Annotated in this window: 17 protein-coding genes; 7 read left to right on the top strand and 10 right to left on the bottom strand. The window is 60.2% G+C overall.

The features are described from left to right. Nucleotides 1–23 precede the first annotated feature (23 nt). From DRB17_RS17165 to DRB17_RS17155, 3 genes are all read right to left on the bottom strand, one after another. On the bottom strand, nt 24–1,709 hold the full coding sequence (locus DRB17_RS17165) for a hypothetical protein (RefSeq protein ID WP_147274940.1): 1,686 nt from the start codon (nt 1,707–1,709) through the stop codon (nt 24–26). Continuing rightward, on the bottom strand, nt 1,678–5,064 hold the full coding sequence (locus DRB17_RS17160; protein WP_161958877.1) for an AAA domain-containing protein: 3,387 nt from the start codon (nt 5,062–5,064) through the stop codon (nt 1,678–1,680). The genes DRB17_RS17165 and DRB17_RS17160 overlap by 32 nt, the downstream gene beginning before the upstream one ends. A 624-nt stretch (nt 5,065–5,688) precedes the next feature. Beyond that, nucleotides 5,689–6,417 carry an IS110 family RNA-guided transposase gene (locus tag DRB17_RS17155; RefSeq protein ID WP_114583461.1) on the bottom strand — a complete coding sequence of 243 codons (729 nt, stop codon included), beginning with the start codon at nt 6,415–6,417 and terminating at the stop codon, nt 5,689–5,691. 134 nt (nt 6,418–6,551) lie between these two features. On the opposite strand from DRB17_RS17155, the gene DRB17_RS17150 reads away from it, so the two are divergent. Then, the gene (locus DRB17_RS17150; RefSeq protein ID WP_114583460.1) at nt 6,552–7,724 is read left to right on the top strand and encodes a Fic family protein; all 1,173 of its coding nucleotides are present in this window, start codon (nt 6,552–6,554) and stop codon (nt 7,722–7,724) included. 190 nt (nt 7,725–7,914) lie between these two features. Here the strand turns inward: DRB17_RS17150 and DRB17_RS17145 are convergent, their stop codons facing one another. The 4 genes from DRB17_RS17145 to DRB17_RS20265 all read right to left on the bottom strand — a co-directional run bounded on the left by DRB17_RS17145 (nt 7,915) and on the right by DRB17_RS20265 (nt 9,520). Next, nucleotides 7,915–8,445, bottom strand: a complete 531-nt coding sequence (locus tag DRB17_RS17145; RefSeq protein WP_114583459.1) for a PIN domain-containing protein — start codon at nt 8,443–8,445, stop codon at nt 7,915–7,917. Beyond that, nucleotides 8,445–8,696 carry a type II toxin-antitoxin system Phd/YefM family antitoxin gene (locus DRB17_RS21015; RefSeq protein ID WP_114583458.1) on the bottom strand — a complete coding sequence of 84 codons (252 nt, stop codon included), beginning with the start codon at nt 8,694–8,696 and terminating at the stop codon, nt 8,445–8,447. Before DRB17_RS21015 ends, DRB17_RS17145 begins: the two co-directional genes overlap by 1 nt. A gap of 324 nt (nt 8,697–9,020) precedes the next feature. After that, a complete protein-coding gene (locus DRB17_RS17135) occupies nt 9,021–9,335 on the bottom strand; it encodes a hypothetical protein (protein WP_147274939.1) in 315 nt (104 codons plus the stop codon). 11 nt (nt 9,336–9,346) lie between these two features. Next, nucleotides 9,347–9,520: a hypothetical protein gene (locus tag DRB17_RS20265; protein WP_153242382.1), complete on the bottom strand. Its 174-nt coding sequence runs from the start codon at nt 9,518–9,520 to the stop codon at nt 9,347–9,349. 437 nt (nt 9,521–9,957) lie between these two features. On the opposite strand from DRB17_RS20265, the gene DRB17_RS20885 reads away from it, so the two are divergent. Then, nucleotides 9,958–10,092, top strand: a complete 135-nt coding sequence (locus tag DRB17_RS20885; protein ID WP_277738582.1) for a hypothetical protein — start codon at nt 9,958–9,960, stop codon at nt 10,090–10,092. Then, a complete protein-coding gene (locus tag DRB17_RS17130) occupies nt 10,089–10,475 on the top strand; it encodes a hypothetical protein (RefSeq protein WP_114583456.1) in 387 nt (128 codons plus the stop codon). The genes DRB17_RS20885 and DRB17_RS17130 overlap by 4 nt, the downstream gene beginning before the upstream one ends. On the opposite strand, the gene DRB17_RS20260 is transcribed toward DRB17_RS17130, so the two are convergent. Together DRB17_RS20260 and DRB17_RS17125 are read right to left on the bottom strand one after the other, a co-directional pair. Beyond that, a complete protein-coding gene (locus DRB17_RS20260; RefSeq protein WP_153242381.1) occupies nt 10,444–10,614 on the bottom strand; it encodes a hypothetical protein in 171 nt (56 codons plus the stop codon). The genes DRB17_RS17130 and DRB17_RS20260 overlap by 32 nt on opposite strands. 544 nt (nt 10,615–11,158) lie before the next feature. Then, nucleotides 11,159–12,406, bottom strand: a complete 1,248-nt coding sequence (locus DRB17_RS17125) for a uracil-DNA glycosylase family protein (protein ID WP_161958876.1) — start codon at nt 12,404–12,406, stop codon at nt 11,159–11,161. A gap of 520 nt (nt 12,407–12,926) precedes the next feature. On the opposite strand from DRB17_RS17125, the gene DRB17_RS17115 reads away from it, so the two are divergent. The 4 genes from DRB17_RS17115 (at nt 12,927) to DRB17_RS17105 (ending at nt 19,297) form a co-directional block, all read left to right on the top strand. Continuing rightward, complete coding sequence (locus tag DRB17_RS17115) at nt 12,927–15,674, top strand: type I restriction endonuclease subunit R (protein ID WP_114583453.1); 2,748 nt, start codon at nt 12,927–12,929, stop codon at nt 15,672–15,674. Next, nucleotides 15,671–17,152 (top strand): restriction endonuclease subunit S, encoded by a 1,482-nt coding sequence (locus DRB17_RS17110; RefSeq protein ID WP_114583452.1) that lies wholly within the window; start codon nt 15,671–15,673, stop codon nt 17,150–17,152. Before DRB17_RS17115 ends, DRB17_RS17110 begins: the two co-directional genes overlap by 4 nt. A 129-nt stretch (nt 17,153–17,281) precedes the next feature. Next, nucleotides 17,282–17,755 carry a hypothetical protein gene (locus tag DRB17_RS20015; protein ID WP_147274938.1) on the top strand — a complete coding sequence of 158 codons (474 nt, stop codon included), beginning with the start codon at nt 17,282–17,284 and terminating at the stop codon, nt 17,753–17,755. A 54-nt stretch (nt 17,756–17,809) separates the two neighbouring features. Next, a complete protein-coding gene (locus DRB17_RS17105; RefSeq protein ID WP_114583451.1) occupies nt 17,810–19,297 on the top strand; it encodes a type I restriction-modification system subunit M in 1,488 nt (495 codons plus the stop codon). Nucleotides 19,298–19,306: 9 nt separating this feature from the next. Here the strand turns inward: DRB17_RS17105 and DRB17_RS17100 are convergent, their stop codons facing one another. After that, nucleotides 19,307–20,710, bottom strand: coding sequence for a hypothetical protein (locus DRB17_RS17100; protein ID WP_147274937.1), 1,404 nt, complete (start codon nt 20,708–20,710; stop codon nt 19,307–19,309). Nucleotides 20,711–21,110 lie beyond the last annotated feature (400 nt).

The following is a 21,110-nucleotide window of genomic DNA, read 5'->3' as shown; positions in this document are numbered from 1 at the left end:
CACTCGTGCAAATCGGAGGAACGCTACTGTGCACCCGAGGTCTCGGAGCCGGCTTCACCGCCCGCGTCCGAACCTCTTTCATCGGCGGCCTGCGAAGCCGGAACCGCGTCCACGGCCGCGTCGTCTTGCGTACTGTCCATCCTCTCCGACGCCCCGTTCAATTTTCCATGTTGCCGGCGAAGTGTGCTCAGCTCGGCGAGGATGGTGTCCTTGTCTTCCCGTAAGCCTTGGAGTTGGCCTTTCAGTCGGTCGACTTCGAACTGCAGCTCGTTGCGCGTGGCATCCAAGCCACTGCGGATCCCGCGAAGCGCGGACAGCGCACCTTCGGTCTCCTCGAGTTTGCTGTTAGCGGTTTCCAACTCATCCTCGACCTCTTTGCGGTTCCGGGTCAGGGACGCAATATCTTGCTGAAGCGCTCGGCGTCGCTTCTCCAGGCTGGCAACGGTGCCCCGAAGCTCGTCGGCCCGCGCCTCTTCTTCCGCCACAACGGCCTTCAGCTTGTCCTGACGGGCCCGCATTTTCACGACAGTGTCCTGCAGAACTTTCGTACGGGCGCGGGTTTGCTCCAGCTCCTGTCGAGCGGCATTCAGCTTCCCTCGCGTTTCAGCCAAATTGTCTTGAGTTGAGGCAAGGTCTTCGCGTTGGCTCTCAAGCTCCGCAATCCCGGCGCGCAGGGTACTCTCGCGCGCCTCCAGCTCCGCCACCTGTTGGTCGAGCCTGTCCCGGCTTTTGCGAAGTTCACGAGCCCTGATCCGTGCTTGCTGCGCTTTCGCTCGTTCTTCCTCAAGTTCCTTGCGAATGCCCTCGTGTTCCGTCCGCGCTGCCTTGGCGTCTGCCACTTGCCGCTGAAGCGTGTCGTGGCGCGCATTCAATTCAGCCGTCCTTGCGCGAGCCTCGTCCAGCTCGCTGCGGGCTGTTTCAAGTTCGCCTTCAAGCGCGCTAAGCTCTTGTCGAGCGGACTGGAACTGCGCTTTGGCGTCGGCGGCCTGCTGTTGCAGCCGTTCCCGCGTATCGCGAAAGGATTGGGCATCGCGCTCAAGGCCGTCGATCTTCGCCTGAAGCGACGCCTGCTGCTCATTCAATTGCGCGATATCTTGTTCCAGGGACTGCTTTGACGCCCTACGATCCGCCAGCGCTGCTCGTTGCTCCTCCAAACGGCTGGTGATCGATTGCAGCTTGCCGCTGGCGTCCTGTTCGTCTTGGGATAAACGCTGAACCTGGTCATTCAGCCCATCGCGCTGTTCGCGCAGATCGGCGAGTTCAACGCCAAGCTTTTCGCGACGACCCTCAAGTTGCTGGACGGTCCGCTGGAGCCGATCGACCTCTGCTTGTGCCGCCTCGGCCTTGGACAGCGTTTCTTTTGCGACCTGGACCTGCGACTCAAGGGTGTCTCGCCGCTGTTCAAGATCAGGCACGGTCTGTTGAAGGTCCTGCCTCTTCTCCTCCAGGTTCGCGATCTCCCCCTGAAGATCGTTGGTCCGTTTGGTACGCCGATCGATTTCCCGGGACAATTGCGCCAACTGACGCTCCTGCGCGCGAATATCGAACTCATTCGACAGCATGGAACCGACGAGCCCGATCAGGGCGAACAGTCCCACGAGGCCAAGAACGCACAGCACGGCGAAAAGCCTCTTGCCCGAGCCACGCTGCGAAGCCTTGCGCAAGCGTTCAGCGTAGTCAGGCTCGGTATTCGGCGTTGATTCGTTCAACGCACCCCTCCATGTCCTCGCGCAGTTCGTAGACCCAGAAACGCAGGACCTTCCAACCCAACCCCCGTAGTTGGTGGTCCCGCCATAGGTCCGATGACAGATGCTGGCCGTCGTAGTCCTGGTGGTAGGCGACCCCGTCCACCTCGATGTCGAGATAGACGCTGGGTTTCCTTGTGTCGTCTATCAAGGCGAGATCGAGAAACCGGCCCCCGCTCGGGTATTGCGGGATCGGATTGAGGCCATTCTCGACGAGGGCATCGTAAAGTCGCCGCTCCCAGATGCTGTCGAAGGCATCGTCGTACCGGCCAGGCCCACGCTGCTCATTCCGTTCCGTCTTTCTGGCGAGCTTCTCGATGTGCGGGATACCGGAAGTCTTCGCGTACCCGTGATCGCCGAACACGTGACAAACAGCGCGCGCCCGGCTAACCGACACGTTCAGAAGCCGGCGTTCCTGCTGTATGAAATAGCGCGCACCCGGCGGCATATCCCGGGACAGGCAAAGCGAGAAAAGGATCACATCGCGCTCGTCGCCCTGAAATCGGGTTGTCGTAAAGACCCGAAGATTGTGGCGCTTCATCTGGTCGCCGGAAAACGCCTTACCGAGCTCGCGATTGATGATTTCCGCCTGGTAGCGAAAGAAGGTCACCACCCCGATGGTTCCCTTGTAACCGCCTTCGATCAACCGCCGCACCTCCTCCAGAATGGCGGTGGCTTCACGCTCACTCGCGGCCGATCCCCCGGAACGTCCATCGCCTCGCTTCTTCACGGGCCCCTGGACATCGGTCCAGTTCAGGCCGGCATCGCCATGCGCGGGGATGCGCAGCCGCGTGACGTCCGTCAGGGCGGTCAGTTTTCGCCCGTAAAAAGCTTCGTTGATGTAGTCGGCGATTTCCGGATGACAGCGGAAGTGCTCGGTCAGCAGGAACTGGCGGGCGACCCCGGCGCTATTGGCGAAAGCGAAAAAATCCGTGACACTCTGAGCATATCGGCCAATGCCCTCGCGCAGCAGATTCCAGCGCTTCAGAAGCTGCTGCTCCTCGTGCGCCGGGATCTTGGAGATCATCGTAAGCTGGTTCGGGTCGCCGACGACAACGGCTGCCTTCGCGCGATAGAGAAGTGGCAACGCCGACGCGATGTCGACCTGGGATGCCTCGTCGAAGATCACATAGTCGAACACCCCCGCATGCAGGGGAATCCGGCTGCTCGCCGAGAGCGTCGTGACGGCCCAAAGCGGCATGTGGGCCAGCACGGCGCTCATTGCCGTTTCCGAAAGCTCGGAACTTCGACCGCCCGAGATCTGCTGGTCCCCGGCTATCGCTGTCAGCTCTTCGCGCTCGGCCTGGCTTACCGACCGCAAGCGTTCCGCCAGTCTTGGCACGTACTCTACGGACTTGCGGGTGACCTGCTGGGTCAGTTCCACCGGCGTTTCGCTCTCGCTTTCAAGCGCCCGCCGCCTTTCCTTCACATCGGTCTCTGCTCGTTCCAGTTCGACCCCGGCCTTGTCGAGGTTCTTCTCCAGGTCTCGGATGCGTCGCCCGTGCCCAATCTCCGGCGCGCCCGCAAAACCCAGCCGGGCGATTACGACGTCCAGGCATTTGCGCAGCCAATCGACGGGGAGCGACACGATCCGGGACCAAAACGGGCGCCTTTGTCGTCTTGATAATTTGGCCCCGTCAGTGCCGGCAGCGACGACGGAGGACAGGGCCTCTTGACCGGCCGCCGCGCGCTCCTCCCGCAGTTTCCGCTGGATGGTCTCAATCTCGTCGAGGGCGCGGGCCACGCGATCGCTGGCGCGGGCCAGCGCTTGCCACTCGTGGAGCAGCACCCAGCGCCGCTCGTCAATCTCGCGCAACTGGTCATACGCACGCCACGCGGCGCGCTGCTCGCCGGCCGCACCGCTGGTCTGGAGGGCAGTGACTGCCTGGGCAAACGAGAACCCACCACCGGATTCCTGGGAACTCGCCCGCGTCAATAGCGGCGTTTCCCCGGTCACGTCGTCGAGCCGTTCCTGCACCGCATCCAGTGCTTTGTGATTGCGGCTGGCGAACAGGACAGACTTCCCGGCAGCCGCAGCGCTCACCATGATGGAGGCAATGATCTGGGATTTGCCGGTTCCGGGCGGGCCCGTGATCACGGTCAGCGGCCCCTCCAGCGCGCCGCGCGAAGCGGCCAGCTGGGTCTCGCTCAGTTCAAGCGGATGTATCAGCGGAAGCCGCTCGAAGGTCATGGGCCGGGCGCCGAACAGAGCGCCCAGCGCGGTACCCTCGAAGTCGTTCGGCTCAAGCTTCAGAAGTCGATTGTATTCACCGGTTGCGCCGCGCGTGTATGGCCCTTCCGCGTCGGCGATCAGCGTCATGACGTTATAGATACCCGGGACCGGGTTTCCGTCGAGATGGCCGTCGAGAACCGTAGGATCCAATGCAGAGCGGATCTGCCGTCGCATGGCCGAGGCCAAGCGTTGCGAGAACCTATGAAAGTCCACGAAATCAGGTGCCCCGATCTCATCGTCTGCTTCGACTCGATCCTCGGCATCCTCCCAGTACAGCCAGCTCTGTAATCTCTCTGGCGTCCAGTTGTAGTGGCGCGCACCCCGCAGCCAGTCCTGGTTGATCCCGGGCTGTGCCGGCGGCAGGTACAACTCCAAATGGTCGTCGGTGAAACGGAAACCGCAGCGCTGCAGACCAACGGGACGAAGGAACGGCGATTCATCCTGGCCACGTTGGCCGACAGCCACGTTCGGATAGCCCAGGAGCAACTTGCGTCCACCACGCTTCGCAATGCTTTCTTCAAGCTCGGCCGGCAGGACCGATCGGGCAATCCTCAGCGTCGAACCGCTTTCCCGTGTCGGCCACCAGCTTCCATAGGGACGCAAGAGGGCAAAGGTGACGCCATGCTTCTCCGTCGGCAGCGCATTCTGTCGCGGCTCGTCGCCCGCACGCAGCGCCTCCTGGTAATAAGGCAACAGCTTCGTCAGCAAGGTGGTATCGGCGTTCAGATCGCCCTCCGGCAAGCTGGCCTCCGATCCGCCAGCCGGGCCTTCCGCCGCTGTCACGGGCAGCGCTTCCAAGCGCGTCCCAAGGCCTAGGGGGTCATCCGTGGCCCCGTTGCCATGACGGTTGATGCCAGCATTGCGCCGAAGCTCCACGGCATGGCGCGCACGCCACTTCCGGTCGCGCCCGACGCTCGCGAACCCCTCTTTGTGCAACTCTTGGAGGGTCGCAATAATGTCTTCCTTGCCGGCCGGGTTACCGCCCTTATTGATGAGGCTTCGCAGACGCTCAACAGTAAGACCGGCTGCATTTAGCTCTAACAACCGGCGGATATGCCTACCCACCGTGGTGTCTTCGACCGACATATAACAATAATACTCCCGCCATACGCGCATCGATCTGCGCGCTTGTCCTAGATAGTCTGGCTTTGACTTCTGCTATAAGGAGAAAAACAGATTGCACCCCCAAGCCACGCCATCCACCCCCTATTCGTCCCTCCCGGTCGTCCCTGTGTCAGGGCCTAAGACCGAGCATGCTGACGCGAACATTGGATATTAGTGTGACTCGTCCACGGGGATCAATGAAGAGACTTCTACAACCTTTGGAGCGGCTTTCATTTCCGCCGCTGCCTGGACTGGCCCCCGTTTCGATGTGGTGGACGTATATGGACCCCGCCCGATTGCAACGGCATCACCGGCTCCATTCCAACGTCACAACTGCTGACGTATATCCGGCTTCCTGATGGAGCGTGTCCTGGTATAGCTGCGAGCCTCGATGGGTTTTCGCCCGCTTCCGCCTCAAAGTCCCCGGGACATTTGCCGAAGCAAAGCCGGTCCACACATCAGGTTCTGGAAGCAGCAGGAGTGACCGTTGAAACCATCTCCGGCCAATGCGCTGCAATTTTCAGGCGAATTATTAATCTTTTGTTGTCTCTACACGGTTTCGAGCGATCCCATCGGCACATACGGCGTGTGGTGAACGAGCATGCTCTACACGATCCCCGCGTTCTTGTTGGCCAGCGCGACCGCGGCGACGTTCGGATCTCGGCGGTCTCTGAGCTTGTTCTGCCATAGGCTTTGCGGATCCTGCTTGCGGCCCGCCCGCGAGAGCGCTACCCGGGCACCTTGGATCAGCAAGGTGCGCAGATAGCAGTCGCCGCGCTTGCTGATGCCCATCAAGCGTGTGCGGCCTCCGGTCGATTGTTGTTTGGGTACCAGGCCCAGCCAGCCGGCGAAACAACGGTCGTTCTTGAAGCAGTTTCTGTCCCCCATCGCCGCGACCAGTTCCGTTGCCGTGATCGGACCTATGCCTTCGATCCGGTCGATCCGCTGGCACGTCTCGCTGTTGTGGAAGATCGCGCGAATCTTGCGGTCGCAGATCCCAATGCGACCATCAAGAGCGGCCGGTTCGCTGGGCATGTCGTTGATGAGTTCGCGCAGCCGGGGATTGATCTCCTCGTCGGAAAGTCCTGCCATATCGGCGAACTTGCGCCGCAACCGCGTCAGGCTTTTCGCAAAAACGATGCCGTGCTCCGACAGAACTCCTCGGATCTGGTTGGCCAGGCCAACGCGCTCCGCCACCAAGCGGCTGCCAACGCCGTGGACGGCTTGAATGATCAGCTGATCCCTGGATTTCGGCGGCACAAAGCGCATCGTCGGACGTCCGACCGCTTCGCAGATCGCCTCGGCATCGTTTTTATCGCTTTTGTTCGTCTTCACATAACCCTGGCAGGGGCGTTCGGCAAAGGCTTCCTCGACATCAGACGGAACGTTTCGTTAGGATCGCGGCAAAGAAAGGATTTCGGGTTATCCTTTCGTTGTCAGGATGCCAGGGAAAGGATCCTTTCTCAACCATGCCAGAAAAACAGGAGCCCGCGCGCCTCGGGCAAAAGGTGACCATCTCAACGGCCGGGGAGACGGCGGAAGCGTTCGTGCCCCCGCGCCTGCCGCCGATTCCGGCCGTGCGGATGGATGGGCTCTATCGGCGGCTCGAGAACGCGAACCGCGCGCTTGGACAGCTCGACGGGGTCACATCAATCCTCCCCGACACCCCGCTGTTCCTCTACATGTACGTTCGGAAAGAGGCGGTGCTCTCGTCGCAAATCGAGGGTACGCAGTCATCGCTCTCCGATCTCCTGCTGTTCGAAAGCGAGGAGGCGCCCGGTGTGCCGCTCGATGACGTGCAGGAGGTATCGAACTACGTCGCTGCTATGAACCATGGCCTTGCCCGGATCCGGGAGGGCTTTCCGATCTCGCTCCGGCTCATCCGCGAGATCCACGACATCCTCTTGTCGAAAGGCCGGGGGAACACCAAACAGCCTGGCGAGTTCCGACGTTCACAGAACTGGATCGGCGGCACGCGCCCCGGAAACGCGTTGTTCGTGCCGCCGCCTCCCGAGCAAGTCCTCGATCTCATGTCGGACCTCGAGGCGTTCATCCACGCCGACACGCCCGAAATGCCGACCCTGATCAAGGCCGGCCTCGTGCATGTCCAGTTCGAGACGATCCACCCGTTCCTCGACGGCAATGGGCGGTTGGGGCGGCTCCTGATCACCTTCCTGCTCTGCACGCAGGGGATCCTGAAAGAGCCGATCCTTTACCTCAGTCTCTATTTCAAGACGCACCGCCAACAGTACTACGACCTCCTTCAGCAGGTCCGGGAGCGCGGCGACTGGGAGACATGGCTGGAGTTCTTCCTCGACGGCATCGCCGAGACCTCCCTGCAGGCATCTGAGGCGGCGCGCGAGATCCTCGCGCTTTTCGAAACCGACCGGCACCGGATCGAGAACCTCGGCCGCCCGGCAGCATCTGCCCTTCGCGTGCACCAGCTGCTCCAGCAGAAGCCGATCATCGGTATCCCTGCAGCGGCGCAACAGCTGAGCATTTCACCTCCGACGATCGCGAAGTCGATCCAGCACCTGGAGGACCTCGGGATCGTGCGTGAAGTCACCGGGAAGCAGCGTGGGCGGATGTTCGTGTATGGCAATTACCTGAGCATTCTCAGCCGAGGGACCGAGCCGCTTTGAATTGGACGTATTGGTTTCGCCCTTGAGCTCGGCTTCGACGTTGAACCGCCGGCCGAGGCAGCGCTCGGCAACGCTTTGGCCCGCTCGGGCGATTTGAGAACCGTCAGGCGCGCGTACGAGCGGGCAATCGCCGTATCGGCCCGGCAGATCGCCCGAGTCCGGCTCCAAGGACGCCCGCAGCGTTCAACGATCACTTGACCTTCCGCTTCGGCAGTTCGTCGACGGGCAAGATCACGAGCGGATCGTGCCACTTCGCGCCCATCGGCCTGAAATCCTTGACGTTTTGGGTTAGCACGGTGAAGCCATTGATCGCCGCCGTTGCAGCAATGCATGCATCCTCGAAGCCTGTTTTTATCACGCGCTGCTTTTCCTTCTTGTTCAACGGCAGGACGTCTCCGGCAGCAGCACGCTTCTTTTCGGCCATCTGCGCCAGCCTCGCTATGGCCATGAACTCACCCGTAAGACATGCCGTCTGCAGGTCCACGCCCAGGATGCGGTCCGCATACACGAGCAGAACCTCGGACAACCAATCCTTGAGCATCCGGGCCCGGCGGGTGGCGCCCTTAACCTCCAGATTTCTTATGCCGGCTTTTACTTCAGCTATTGTGACAACGCTGATGAAAATATCTTTAGCGTGATCACTGATCCATTGAGTCAGATCGGGCAGACCCGGTTTTGTTGGTGAGATTTGGGAGAGGATATTCGTGTCGATGAGGTACATCAGTCGAATAGGTTTCTCTTGAAGACCCTCGCTTCCTCCCTTTGCGGCAAGTCATCCGGCTGCAAAGGCGATGACGCCAGTGGGTCACCAAGTTTCGAAACCTCCTCCTTCAAGTAGCTCCAATCTTGCTCTGAGAGTATAACGACAGACCCTTTGCCTCTGCACCTGATCTTTTGGGGAGCCCCCAACAACACAGCACGTAAAAGCGCGCCAAAATGGCGCCGTGCGTCACTCGAATTCCAGGTTTCCATCGTTCACTCCACCGAAACGAATTCAGAATTCTTCGTAACCTACAGATTTAGCTTGCATTCTCTCGATTATTTTTCGGAATCCACATAAAATTCTCTCAGAAAATCTGCTCGGAATCCTTTCTAGAATTCCAATCTTTGGCCCGTGACCAAGTCCATGAAGCGGGTGATGCACGCAGTCCGCCTCTCAAACTCCCGCATTCGAAGGTCTTCCGTATCTCTGCCCGGACGGGGATCCGATGCCCCGGCTGATCGTCGATAGGCACCAGTCTACTGTTACGAGAGGAGCCGTGGTAGCAACCCTGACATACCCGCTTGTCTTCCATACTAACAACGCTCGGCACCGGTCTGCCGCTCCCGCGAATCCATTGCTAGATGGGGTAACGGGCCGGCGCGGGCCGGCCGTAGCGCCTTGTCGCAGGCCTGCTGGACAGGCTGGCGCAGTCCGTCTTGCTCGATCCCTGCGGGAACGAATTGCTGGGCGAGATCACCGCGGCGCTCGTTGTCCCAGCCGTCCAGCTTCGCCACCGGCCGGTCCTCGTCGACGGTCCAGTGATGATAGGCGCGCCGCTCGCAGATCTCGGCAAGGGCGGCGACCTTGGCGTCGGCGACCTCCTGCTGTACCGTCCTCGGAGCAACCATCCAGTCGGCGCTCAAGGCAACGCCCGCGCTTCAAGTCCCGCCCGCGGCACGCCGCCCCAGGGCAGCGCGGCGTCGACTTGCGGCACGCCGAGCGGCGCCGCCTCGTTGGCAGCGACGCCTGGCTGTTCGATGGTCCGGATCCGACGGCGCAGCTCCGCCAGCACGTTCGCCCGCTCGCTCTGCAACGCGGCCTCCCTAAATATTCTATTATTGTTCTTATGTGAGGAAAAGAGTCAGCGGGCGGTGTCGGGGACGGAGCTTGAAGCGCGGACAGCTTGGCGTTGCCTGCCATGCTCTCCAAATTGCCGATCGCCCAGGCCCTGGTTACCGTACGCTTTCTGCGCATGTGCCCGGCGTGCCGACGCAGATGTAACTACAATGAGCTTGCTTCACGGATTGTGTTCCAAGCCAATATTCTGACGATATGTTGGCTGACGGACGGCGTATGCAGCCGCGACACGACGCCGCCGCCATGAACCTGTAACCCGGCGAAGCTTTCCGCGGTTGTCGTCCCTGTGCTCTATGCCCTCAAATGGGCCGGCTCCCGCCTGATCTGAGAGCCGAGGGCAAATACAGGAGCTGGAAGCCGACCGCCCGGATGAAGCCCGAGGAGGTGCTCCAGATGCGGTGCCGGAGCCTGGGCGTCGCCCGCAATGTCTGTGAAACTGGCATCGGCAAGTTGTCCGTCTACCGCATCCTCGACGAGCGCGGTGACCGGAGCGAGCTGGCGAATGGACAGACCGAGGAAGCGGAATGATCGAATTCAATATCCGCCGTCCGGGCAACGATCCCCCTGACACCCTCGCCGCGCTCCGCGACGAGGCGCGGCGCCTGCAACAGGACGGCACGTGCGATGATCCGGCGTTCGTCGCCGAGCAACTGCGGCAAGCCGCCGAGGAGTTGGAAGAGCGGTTCGTGCGGCTCCTGAAGGACGACTTGGAGGCGGCGTTGGACGGAAGGCCTGACCGCCCCCGGTCGCGGCACCTGTTGCGCCGCAGCCCGAGCCTGCTCGAGCGCACGAAGTGGCGAATGCCCGAGATCGCGCGATGGGGCATGAACCGCACCGGAGCAGACCGGGAAAAGGCCGAGACGACGCTCGACAAGCTTCTCATGCCGGACGAGGGAGATACGAGATCATGACGCGCACCGGCTTGGGCGCGTTGTGGCCGCGATAGCCCTTGTCGACGCAGGCGCGCCGGATCTCGACGCCGGTGAGCGCCTGGGTTGCCTCGATGACGCCGCCCAGGATATGGTCGTCGTGGACTCCCTTGCTCCTCAAACGCTCAGATGTCCACGGAACCGGGTCAAGTCCAAGTCCACACAACGACCAGAGGCCCGACACCGGTGTCGGGCTTTTCGAAGGCCAGGATCCAGACGGACAGGCTGACGAGGGCTTTAGAAGAACACAACAACATGCCTGAGGTCGCCGCCTTGGCGCGTGCATGATCTGCGGCACAAGGTGTGCACCGGGATGGCACGACAGGGGATCTCAGATGAAGTTGCATAACGGGTGCTGAACGGCGTTTTGACGTGCTGGAGTTCCACACTGCTGGTTTTGGAATGGAGAGGACGTGCGGATATCGTCCATCAGCTACACGTACTACTACGAGATTCTCGGCTGGGTGGCTGTCGGCGGAAAAGGTAACTGGTACACCGAAGTCAATCCAAGCCATTGGAAGACGTTTTAGTGTAGAGATACCAAATTCTATAAATATGACTTTGCGGAAAAATCTATTTATATTTAAGTAATGTTGGGAGCTTTTTCTTACTTATAGTGAGCCTGTCTCGCTAGTAAAATCAGAAATTGCCCAAGGACATTTCGGTCATGCTGGAGGAGTGACACGCATCCACCCCCGATCTTCGCACCATGCGACCTCAAGAGTTATTCGTCGCAGACTTTGCGATTGGCTGATCGCAACATGCTCAAGCACCTCGTCGACGGAAGCATTATGGCCAAGTTGCTGGATGATCTGTTGTAGCCCATCTCGATCTGCGAACTCGCGAAGGCGCCCTTGGCGGTAGAGCTGCACCACCTCGTCAGCTGCCTCTTTGAGTTCCCGTAACGTGCGCCCCTCATAAAGCGCCGCAAAGGCATAGCCCGCGAACGACTTACGCAGCGTTCCATCTTGCGCGCGCGGATTGTTCTTTGGATAGGGAAAAGCGGTGTCCGTCATGTGATACGTGTAATCGAGCCTGACTTCCGCCCATCTCTTGTTTTCGGGTCCGTCTCGGTACCTTTTCCCCGACATTTGTTCGCTCCGACCCGCTTGCGACTGAACGCGCCCCCGCTTACGCCGGCTCGACCTCGTTGCTGGCGATCTTGCAGCAATGATCTTCTGTGATGGCGCAGAGCGCTGCTTGATAGAACCGAAGGTGCCAGCGTCAAAGCCGAGCCGGGATAACGCGGCCCTGACTTCGGCCTCGCGATCTTCATTAGACAACGCCCGAGACGGATGAGACAGGAAAGCAACGGGCGCTTTTAACTTCGGAACGCGAGGTTCCAACATCTCCTGAACCTTCCGGCCAAGTGCAAGAACGCAAACAGGCCTCCAAAGGGCGATTTCCTGTTCCAGCCAACACGATCCATGTTCGATGAGTGGCTCGTTCGGCCATTCAAAATTATTCCCGTGCTGTACGGTACTTTGCTTGCAGAGATTGGTGAATACGGCGTGCTGAAAAATTTCTTCTTGAGGACAGTTCAAAAACCAAGAAATAATCTTAGGGAGATTCCGGAAAAACGGCTTTGGCGCTGTTTCGAGCAACGACCGGAAGAAGCTCAAATTCCACGCCACGCGTTCGGCGGGCGGCAATCTTGCCAGTTTGATCTCTTCCGGCGCCGGGGTGCCCGGATTGACAGCCAAGGCCATCACCACCGGCTGCTCGCCCGGAAGCGCTTCGGTATAGAAGCCTCGCTGGGCATAGTACAACTGCCTTGAGCGGTTCAGAGGGTCTGGATACCAGCCAAGAAGTCCATTCCCGACCGCCCCGCACCGCGCCGCCATCAATTTGCCGTAGAGATCGACAAATCGCTGGTCCTGGAGGGAGCGTTCGTGAGCTTGAGGCCGGGTCATCGCTAGCGCTCCTGATTCTGGTAACCCTTGGCAATCCGTGGGAAGCCGATGCATCCGCCAACCTACCTGGTCGACGACTATCGCGCTCTTATCGGCATCAACCGGCTTGCACCACTTGCTGATATCGTGCCTCGGATAGCCCATCCCACGTTTCGGGCAGACCCGATTGTACAACAGCTTCGGGTTGTATATCCTTGCCCGCAAGAATGAAAAGGGCTTACGCCATGAGGGTTACTGCCTGGTCGAATGGCAGAAACGGTTATGGGGTGCGGGTGGGCGCAAGGAGTCGCGACGAACACTTCGATCCCGCTTGGGACCACATCTTTGTTGAAATCGACGGCGCCGAGTTCCGTTTCTCAATAACACCGAGCTTCTGGCGAAAGTGCCCTGAATTCCGGGGCCGGGTCCTCCGAGATCTCTTTTACCGCCAGGGGCTGGCGCCTTGGCCCAAGGACGCCCCGCCCGTTTTCGATCTCATTCCGCTCGGCGGCGGACGGTTTCGCCTGGAGCTCGACGCATCTTGACGCCCGCCGGCCCGGAAGACGCAGCGCGCGCGGAGATCGACCGCCTCTTGGCGGCGGCCGGCTGGGTCGTTCAGGACTACCCCCACTATGATCGCCACGCGGCCGCCGGCGTGGCCGTGCGCGAGTTCCAGCTTCCGGCCGGACCCTCGGACTACCTGCTGTTCGTCGACGGCAAGGCCGCCGGCGTCATCGAGGCGAAGCGGGAAGGCACGACGCTCTCCGGCGTCGAGGAGCAGTCCGAGGGCTACGCCGCGCAACTGCCCGACAACCTGGCCAAGCACGCCGATCCGCTGCCCTTCACCTACGAGAGCACCGGCGTCGAGACCTTCTTCAGCGATGGCCGCGAGCAGGACCCGCGGGCCCGTCGCGTCTTCGCTTTCCATAGGCCAGAGACGCTGCGCGCCTGGCTGGCCGAAGGAAAGGCGCTGTCCCAGCGCGTCGCGGAGATTCCACCGCTGGAGCGCACCGGCCTGCGCGACTGCCAGTTCGACGCCATTGATGGGCTGGAGCGCTCGCTTGCCCGGGGTGATACCCGTGCCCTCATCCAGATGGCGACGGGCGCCGGCAAGACCTTTACGGCGGTGACCTTTGCCTATCGCCTGATCAAGTTCGCCCGGGCCAAACGGATCCTGTTCCTGGTCGACCGGCGCGCGCTTGGCAAGCAGACGCTGACGGAGTTCTCGAAGTACGTCACACCAGACGACGGGCGCGTCTTCACCTCGCTCTACAACGTCCAGCACCTGCAAACAAACCGCTTCGACAGGGACGCCAAGGTCGTCATCACGACGATCCAGCGCCTCTACGCCATGCTGCGCGACGAGGAGCTGGACCCGGAAAACGAGGAGGAATCGGACTTCGAAAGGGGCGGCCCGGTGACGGCGCGCACCGTGTCGTACAATCCCGAAATCCCGATCGAGAGCTTCGACTTCATCGTCACCGACGAGTGCCACCGCTCGATCTACAACCTCTGGCGCCAGGTTCTGGAGTACTTCGATGCCCGCCTGATCGGCCTGACCGCCACGCCCTCGCGCCAGACGCTGGGCTTCTTCCGGCAGAATCTCGTCACCGAATATCCCTACGAACGCTCGGTCGCCGACGGCGTCAACGTCGGCTTCGACATCTACAAGCTGCGCACGCAGGTCGGCACGCAGGGCGCGACCGTCGAGGCTGGGTGGCAGGTCGCCTATATGGACCGCCGCACGCGCATGCTGCGATGGGAGCAATTGGACGAGGACCTTGAGTACCAAGCGTCCCAACTCGACCGCTCGGTGGTCACCCACGACCAGATCCGCACCGTGCTGACGGCCTATCGCAACAAGCTCAGGGAGGAGCTCTTTCCGGACCGCACTTGGGTCCCGAAGACACTGATCTTCGCGAAGGACGACAACCACGCCGAAAACATCGTCCGCCACGCCCGCGAGGTCTTCGGCAAGGGCAACGACTTCGTCAAGAAGATCACGTATCGCACCAGCGGAGAGAAGCCCGAGGGCCTGATCACCTCGTTCCGCAACGACCCCTATCCGCGCATCGCGGTGACGGTCGATATGATCTCCACCGGCACCGATATCCGGCCGATCGAGGTCGTGATCTTCATGCGCGACGTCCGCTCGGAGATCTACTTCGAGCAGATGAAGGGCCGCGGCGCCCGCACCATCAGCGACACCGACCTGCGCCAGGTGACGCCCGATGCCCACGCGAAGACGCGCTTCCTGCTGATCGACGCGGTCGGCGTGAGCGACAGCCGCAAGAGCGACAACCAGCCGCTGGAACGCCGGCGTAGTGTGTCCTTCCAGCGGCTGCTGCAGGACGTGGCGGCCGGCAACCCTTCGGAGGACACGCTGAGCAGCCTGGCCGGACGCCTGTCACGCCTCGACCGCGAGGTCTCCGACGAGGATCGCGCGCGGATCAAGGACGCCTCGGGCGGCGAGGACTTGCGCCATCTGTCCAACCATCTGCTCGACGCCATCGACCCCGATACGATCGAGACCCGGACCAGGGAGGCGCACGGGCCCACCTACAGCGACCAGGAGCACGCCGCCGTCGCCGAAGACTTGCGCGAGCGCGCCAGCCGACCGTTCGCCAAAGCGGAGCTGCGCGAGGCCGTCATGCGTGCCCGCCAGCGCGCTGACCTGGTGATCGACGAGGTGACGCAGGACGTCGTCACCGAGGCGGGCTTCGATCTGGAGCGGGCTCAGGAAACCACCCAGCGCTTCAAGCAGTTCATCGAGGACAACAAGGCCAATCTCACCGCCCTGCAGATCCTCTACGAACGCCCTTACGGCCAGCGCCACCTGACCTACGACGCAGTCCGGGAGCTGGCCGACAAGCTGCGCCAGCCGCCCTACAACTTGAACCCCGCGCACGTCTGGCAGGCGTTCCGGCGCCTGGACGAGTCGCGCGTGCGCGGCGCCGGGCCGGAGACGCTGCTGACCAACATCGTCTCGCTGGTCTGGTACGCGATGGGCGAGGCCGAGGAGCTGGAGCCCTTCCCCGAAATCGCCGAGCGCCGCTTCCAGGCCTGGCTGCAGCGCCAGCGCGACGCTGGCCGCGACTTCAGCGCCGAGCAGCTCGAATGGCTGACCGCGATCAAAGACCACCTCGCCGCCAACGCCGAGATCAGCCGCGAGGACTTCAAGGAACATCCCGACTTCACTGACCGCGGCGGCCTCGTTAAGGTCCGCCAGGTGTTCGGCAACGAGCTGGACCCGATTCTCGAGGACCTTCAGGAAAGTCTGGTGGCATGAGCGACCGCACGGGGGAGGCGCTGGCGCAGGAGTTGCCGGCGGGGTGGGCACGAGCGACAATCGGTGAGTTGGTTCAACCGCGTAAAGAGAAAGTCACCCCAAGCCAGTCACCTAGCCTACCGTTCATCGGGATGGAGGATGTCGAGAGCCACTCGATGCGCCTTCTCGCAACCCGGTCATTCGGTGCAATGAGGAGTGCGGCTAGCCGGTTTTATCCAGGTGACATCCTTTACGGCCGCCTCCGGCCGTATTTGAACAAGGTCGTCAGTCCGAACTTCGAGGGAGTATGCTCCGCCGAATTCATCGTGCTTCCGACGCCGGCTGGCTTGGATCCTAGATTTGTCGGCCTTCGGCTGAACGCGCCAGACTTCGTACACTTTGCTTCGCACAAAGTCGGCGGCGATCGCCCTCGTATCGATTTCAATGAGTTCCAAGAATTCCCGATCAATTTGCCACCCCTATCCGAACAACGCCGCATCGTCGAGAAGATCCAGGCGCTGCTGAGTGACATCGCGAACGGCGTCGAGAGCCTGGACGCGGTCGACCGCAAGCTCGCCAGTTATCGGCAGTCACTTCTGCATGCGGCTTTCACAGGCGAAATGACACGGGGATGGCGGTCAGCTTCTGGAGAGGATGACGGTGCCGCAGCCGAGAGATCTAAACTTATATCCACGAAACCTAAGTGTCCGGTGCGCCCGAATTTGGAGCGTGTTCAGTTAGATATCCCCAAAAATTGGGTGTGGATTTCTCCTGACGAGATTTCCAATTCCTCAAGAAATGCAATTACCATCGGGCCATTTGGAAGCAGCCTGAAGGTATCTGACTACCGGGCGGAAGGCGTTCCATTGATATTTGTACGTCATATAAGAACCGGGTTGTTCTCATCTCAGAACCCGAAATATATTTCTCCGGATAAGGCATTAGAGCTCAAGTCACATACGGTCCGGTCGGGAGATATACTGGTGACCAAAATGGGTGACCCTCCTGGTGACGCCTGCCTTTACCCACAAGACCTGGGAGAAGCTATTATAACGGCAGACTGTATCAAAATAACTCCGGACCTTGAAATTGAGGATACTGATTTTTTTGTGCATGCAATTCATTCTTCTGTTGTGAAGTCACAAATTCGAAAGATTACAACTGGCGTGGCCCAACAAAAAGTGAGTTTAGAGCGATTTAAGAGCATTGCTCTGCCGTTTCCCCCTGTAACGGAGCGGCGTGAAATCTCCCGGCGGCTACGTGCTGCATTCGATGGACTAGAGGTGATTGAGAGAGACATCACGGGTGGAAGGGAGCGAGCCAATTCCCTCCGCCGGTCCATCCTGAATTCCGCCTTCTCCGGCCGTCTCGTCGCGCAGGACCCGGACGACGAACCGGCCTCGGAGCTGCTGGCCCGTATTCACGCGGAGCGAGATCGGGGTCCCCGGACGTCCAGCCGGCGTGGGCGGCCGCGTAAAACTGAGGTCGCGACGGAGTAGATCAGTCTTGCAATCATGTGTTTAGTCCTTGAAGGGAATGTTGAAATGTAATTACAGCTTGAGAATTATGTATATCTAAATCCTGCCTCAGTGCAGTTGTCTGTTAGTCCGTTTTAGGGGTTCGTAGGAATGGGCGATAAATCTTTCGATGTGATCGCTGAAGAATACGTCGAATATATAAGAGGGTATTCCGAAGAATTTTTCAAGATAATGACCCAGGTCAATCCGGATGTGAAATCCAAGAGCCGAGCGAATACTATATCCCAGTATGCTTGGGAAAAACTTTATCGTTTTTCAAGCCGACTGCGGGAAAACGATCACGCGAATGGGCGTAGGTTCCTAACTGACAGTTGCGGGACATTGTACTTTTACAATTCCCAACAAAAAAAATATGCGAGCATTCGGGATATATGCGATAAAATACAACATCAAAACTTGCAAGGCGATTTTGATTTGAGTAACGGAAAACATGAATTAATTTTGACTGGATACAACCAGAAGGGAGATAAGTGGGAGCTGCGCTTTGACGTAAAAGAGTTCTTGGATAAATCCATCATGGCAGCCCGTGCAATATACAGTAATTCGAATAACAGCCTATTCTAGTGGAGGTATTGTGGCGCTTTTCGGTTTTAATATTGTGACAAAGAGTGTGGGCACATGAAGGACGCGCGCGAGCTGGCGCAGAAGGTCTGGAGCTACGCCAATGTCCTCTACGACGACGGCGTCGGGGTGGCCGACTACGTCGAGCAGATCACCTGCCTCCTATTCCTTAAGATGGATGAGGAGCGAGCGGAGAACATGAATGAGCCTTCGCTCGTCCCCGAGGGCTACCGCTGGGGCGATTTGAAGGGAAAGAGCGGGCCGGAACTGGAGCAGCAGTACCGTCACACGCTGGAGGCGCTGGCGACGCAGCCGGGCCTGCTGGGCACGATTTACCGCAAGGCGCAGAACAAGATCCAGGACCCGGCGAAGCTGCGCCGCCTGGTCTCGCTGATTGACGCCGAGACCTGGATCGGCCTGCCGGTCGATGTTAAGGGCAACATCTACGAGGACCTGCTGGAACGCACGGCCAGCGAAAGCAAAACTGGCGCCGGCCAGTACTTCACGCCGCGGCCTCTGATCGACGCCATCGTGGAGGTCATGCAGCCTGGGATCGGCGAGAGTGTGCACGATCCGGCCTGCGGCACCGGCGGCTTCCTGATCGCCGCCTACGAGCACATGCGCAAGGGCGAGAAGGACCGCACGCGCCTGCGCAGGCTTCGCCGCGAGACCTTCACCGGACGCGACATCACCGACGGCGTGGTGCGCCTGTGCGCCATGAACCTTTACCTGCACGGTATCGGCGGCGAAGAGGAGGCTCCTGTCGCCCAGGGCGATTCCCTGATCGATGACGACGGGCGTCGCTACGACAAGGTCCTGACCAACCCGCCGTTCGGCAAGAAGAGCAGCTATACCTTCGTCGGCGCCGACGGCGCGGCGGGTCGGGAGGCAATGACTTATGAGCGCCAGGACTTCATCGCGACCACCAGCAACAAGCAGCTCAACTTCCTGCAGCACATCACGACGATTCTTGCGGAGAACGGCTCCGCCGCGGTCGTGCTGCCCGACAACGTGCTCTTCGAGGGCGGCGCGGGCGAGCGCATCCGCCGCAAGCTGCTGGAGCGCTTCGACTTCCACACCCTGCTGCGTCTGCCCACCGGCATATTCTACAAGCCGGGCGTGAAGGCGAACGTGCTGTTCTTCGACAAGAAGCCGGCCGCGGAGACGCCCTGGACCAAGCACCTCTGGATCTATGACCTGCGCACCAACCAGCACTTCACGCTGAAGGAGCGCCCGTTGGAGCGCCACCATCTCGACGACTTCGTCGCCTGCTTCAAACCGGGCCGGCGTGCCGAACGCGAGGAGAGCGAGCGCTTCCGGTGCTTCAGCTATGACGAGCTCGTGGCGCGGGACAAGGCGAACCTCGACATCTTCTGGCTCAAGGACGAGAGCCTGGAGGACGCGGACAGTCTGCCCGCGCCGGAGGTCCTGGCCGCCGAGATCGTGGAGAACCTGGAGGCTGCGCTGGAGCAGTTCCGAAGCGTGGCCGAGGAGCTGTCGGGCGGCGGGGAGAAGGAAACGCCGGAGAAGGACGCGGCAGAGTAGGCGATACTTTTATATTCTAACTTTCTCCTGAACGGCAATCATCGACGCAGGACCCACGACAGCGCCGGCAGGCGACACCTGGATGCCCGGGTCTGCGACATCCTGGACGGCCGTGGCTCTGGCCTCTCCGATGCGGTCTTTAATCCGCTGCGGCAGAAAGGTGCCTGAACGCCAGCCACGTTCGAGCGGATTTCGCAATGTCTCGACCGCCTGGCCGACGAAAAGAAAGTGTTCGCCGAGCGCGGGCGTTCGCCGGATCGCGGCCACCAGATCCCGGACATCGGGGGCCGGCACGAAACCTTTCGCCCCGATCAAAGTGCCCAAGAACTTCACATCCTGCAGGGGGCCGTTGGCCAGGCGGACCGCATGCCGGAAGCGTGGCGTGTATTCTTCCCTATATACGAGTGAAGCCGTTAAGGCCGATGCATAGGTTTCGGCAAGCTCATCGATACGTGTTTCAAGTAAACATATCTGCCTTTTGGTAATTTTTACGTATTCCATACGCGCAGTTTCTTCGCTCGGCAATTCATCTTGGCTTGTCAGGCCAAGATCTGCAGTCCTTTCATCCAGCCTTTGCATATAAGCCTCGAGCATGGACCGAATTGCCTCTTTTGAAGGGGTCGTCCGGAGCCTCGGCTGTAAGCGCCCAGCGATATCTTGGAAACCCAGGCCGTTGAGGAAATTCGACATGTGAGCGGCCGCAATCTGCGGCCCGACATCCCGATACACCTCTGGTTGCACGGATTCGCCAAGCGTGTCGGGATCCAACACCCGCATTCTTGGTTCGAGAGCGTTCCTTTCGTTGGCCCAGCGGAAAAGAACTGCAAAACCCTTGACCCGCAGGGCGTCTTTGCGCCTCGCCGCGTCCGGGTCATCGGTGCGATAGACAAGCGTATTTCGGAGTTGGGCGTTGGCCTTGCGTAGCGTTTGGGTGTTAAGGCCGTCCTTGAAATTGAGTTGTCGACGGAGTCCCTTGGCCTCTCCGAGGGCAATGTCTGCGTCGTTGTTCGCGTCCTCCGTCTTGCTGCATAACCAGTCGGCCATGTCCCCGCCTTCAGAGGGGCGGATAACATAGAGATTGTCGGCGATCCGCTCGACATCCCGGCTGATTGGGGAAAAATAGCGGTACCCTTTGCCCTCAAGATACGCTCGCGCGAAGAAGCGCGCGAAAATGTTGGAGAACGCCCCCCGCACCTCTCGTCCGTGACCCGGACCACCCTCCAGCCAGCGCAGGTCTGGACCTCCAGTTACAAGGTGGCTTATCAACGACCCGATAACGGGAGATGAAGGTGCCTGTTCAAGCAACTCCCGAAGCCCAGCCGCCCCCACTGCACTAATATCAAAATCGTACTGATCACGATCATATGAACCATTTTCATAATCGATTCGATATTCAACCTTTCTATTTGTCAAAATTTGCTCCTCTGCCAGGGTGGTATACCGACGTTTCTGTGATTTTTTCTGGATGGAACTTCATAAAGGTAGCCTTGATATAGTTTTGGGTCGCCCCGATCATACCCCTCTCGGTAATCTTATCAGTTCGAATAAGTTAAGCTATCCGATCGCATAGATGCAACCAAAGGCTGATGTAATATGAAATGTGCCGCCTTTAATTACTGGCAGGCGACACTGGCCCAGACAGGTAGCCGGCGGACGCGTCCAGGAAACGGTGCTGAAGAGGAAGCAGATAAGGCAAGTAAGCCTAGCAGGACGCTGAAAAACCCGGCCGAGGCGCGCTCAACCGTTGGATTTTCGGGCGGCGATGTCTGAGCGCGGGCTGGGATCGAGGGCGTTGCATTCCCGGCGGTGGTGG

Origin of the sequence: Ferruginivarius sediminum, assembly GCF_003344765.1 — a bacterium.
Lineage (GTDB): Bacteria > Pseudomonadota > Alphaproteobacteria > Kiloniellales > Rhodovibrionaceae > Ferruginivarius > Ferruginivarius sediminum.
The sequence above is the reverse complement of the archived record's forward strand: the minus strand, read 5'-3'. Positions and strand labels throughout refer to the sequence as shown.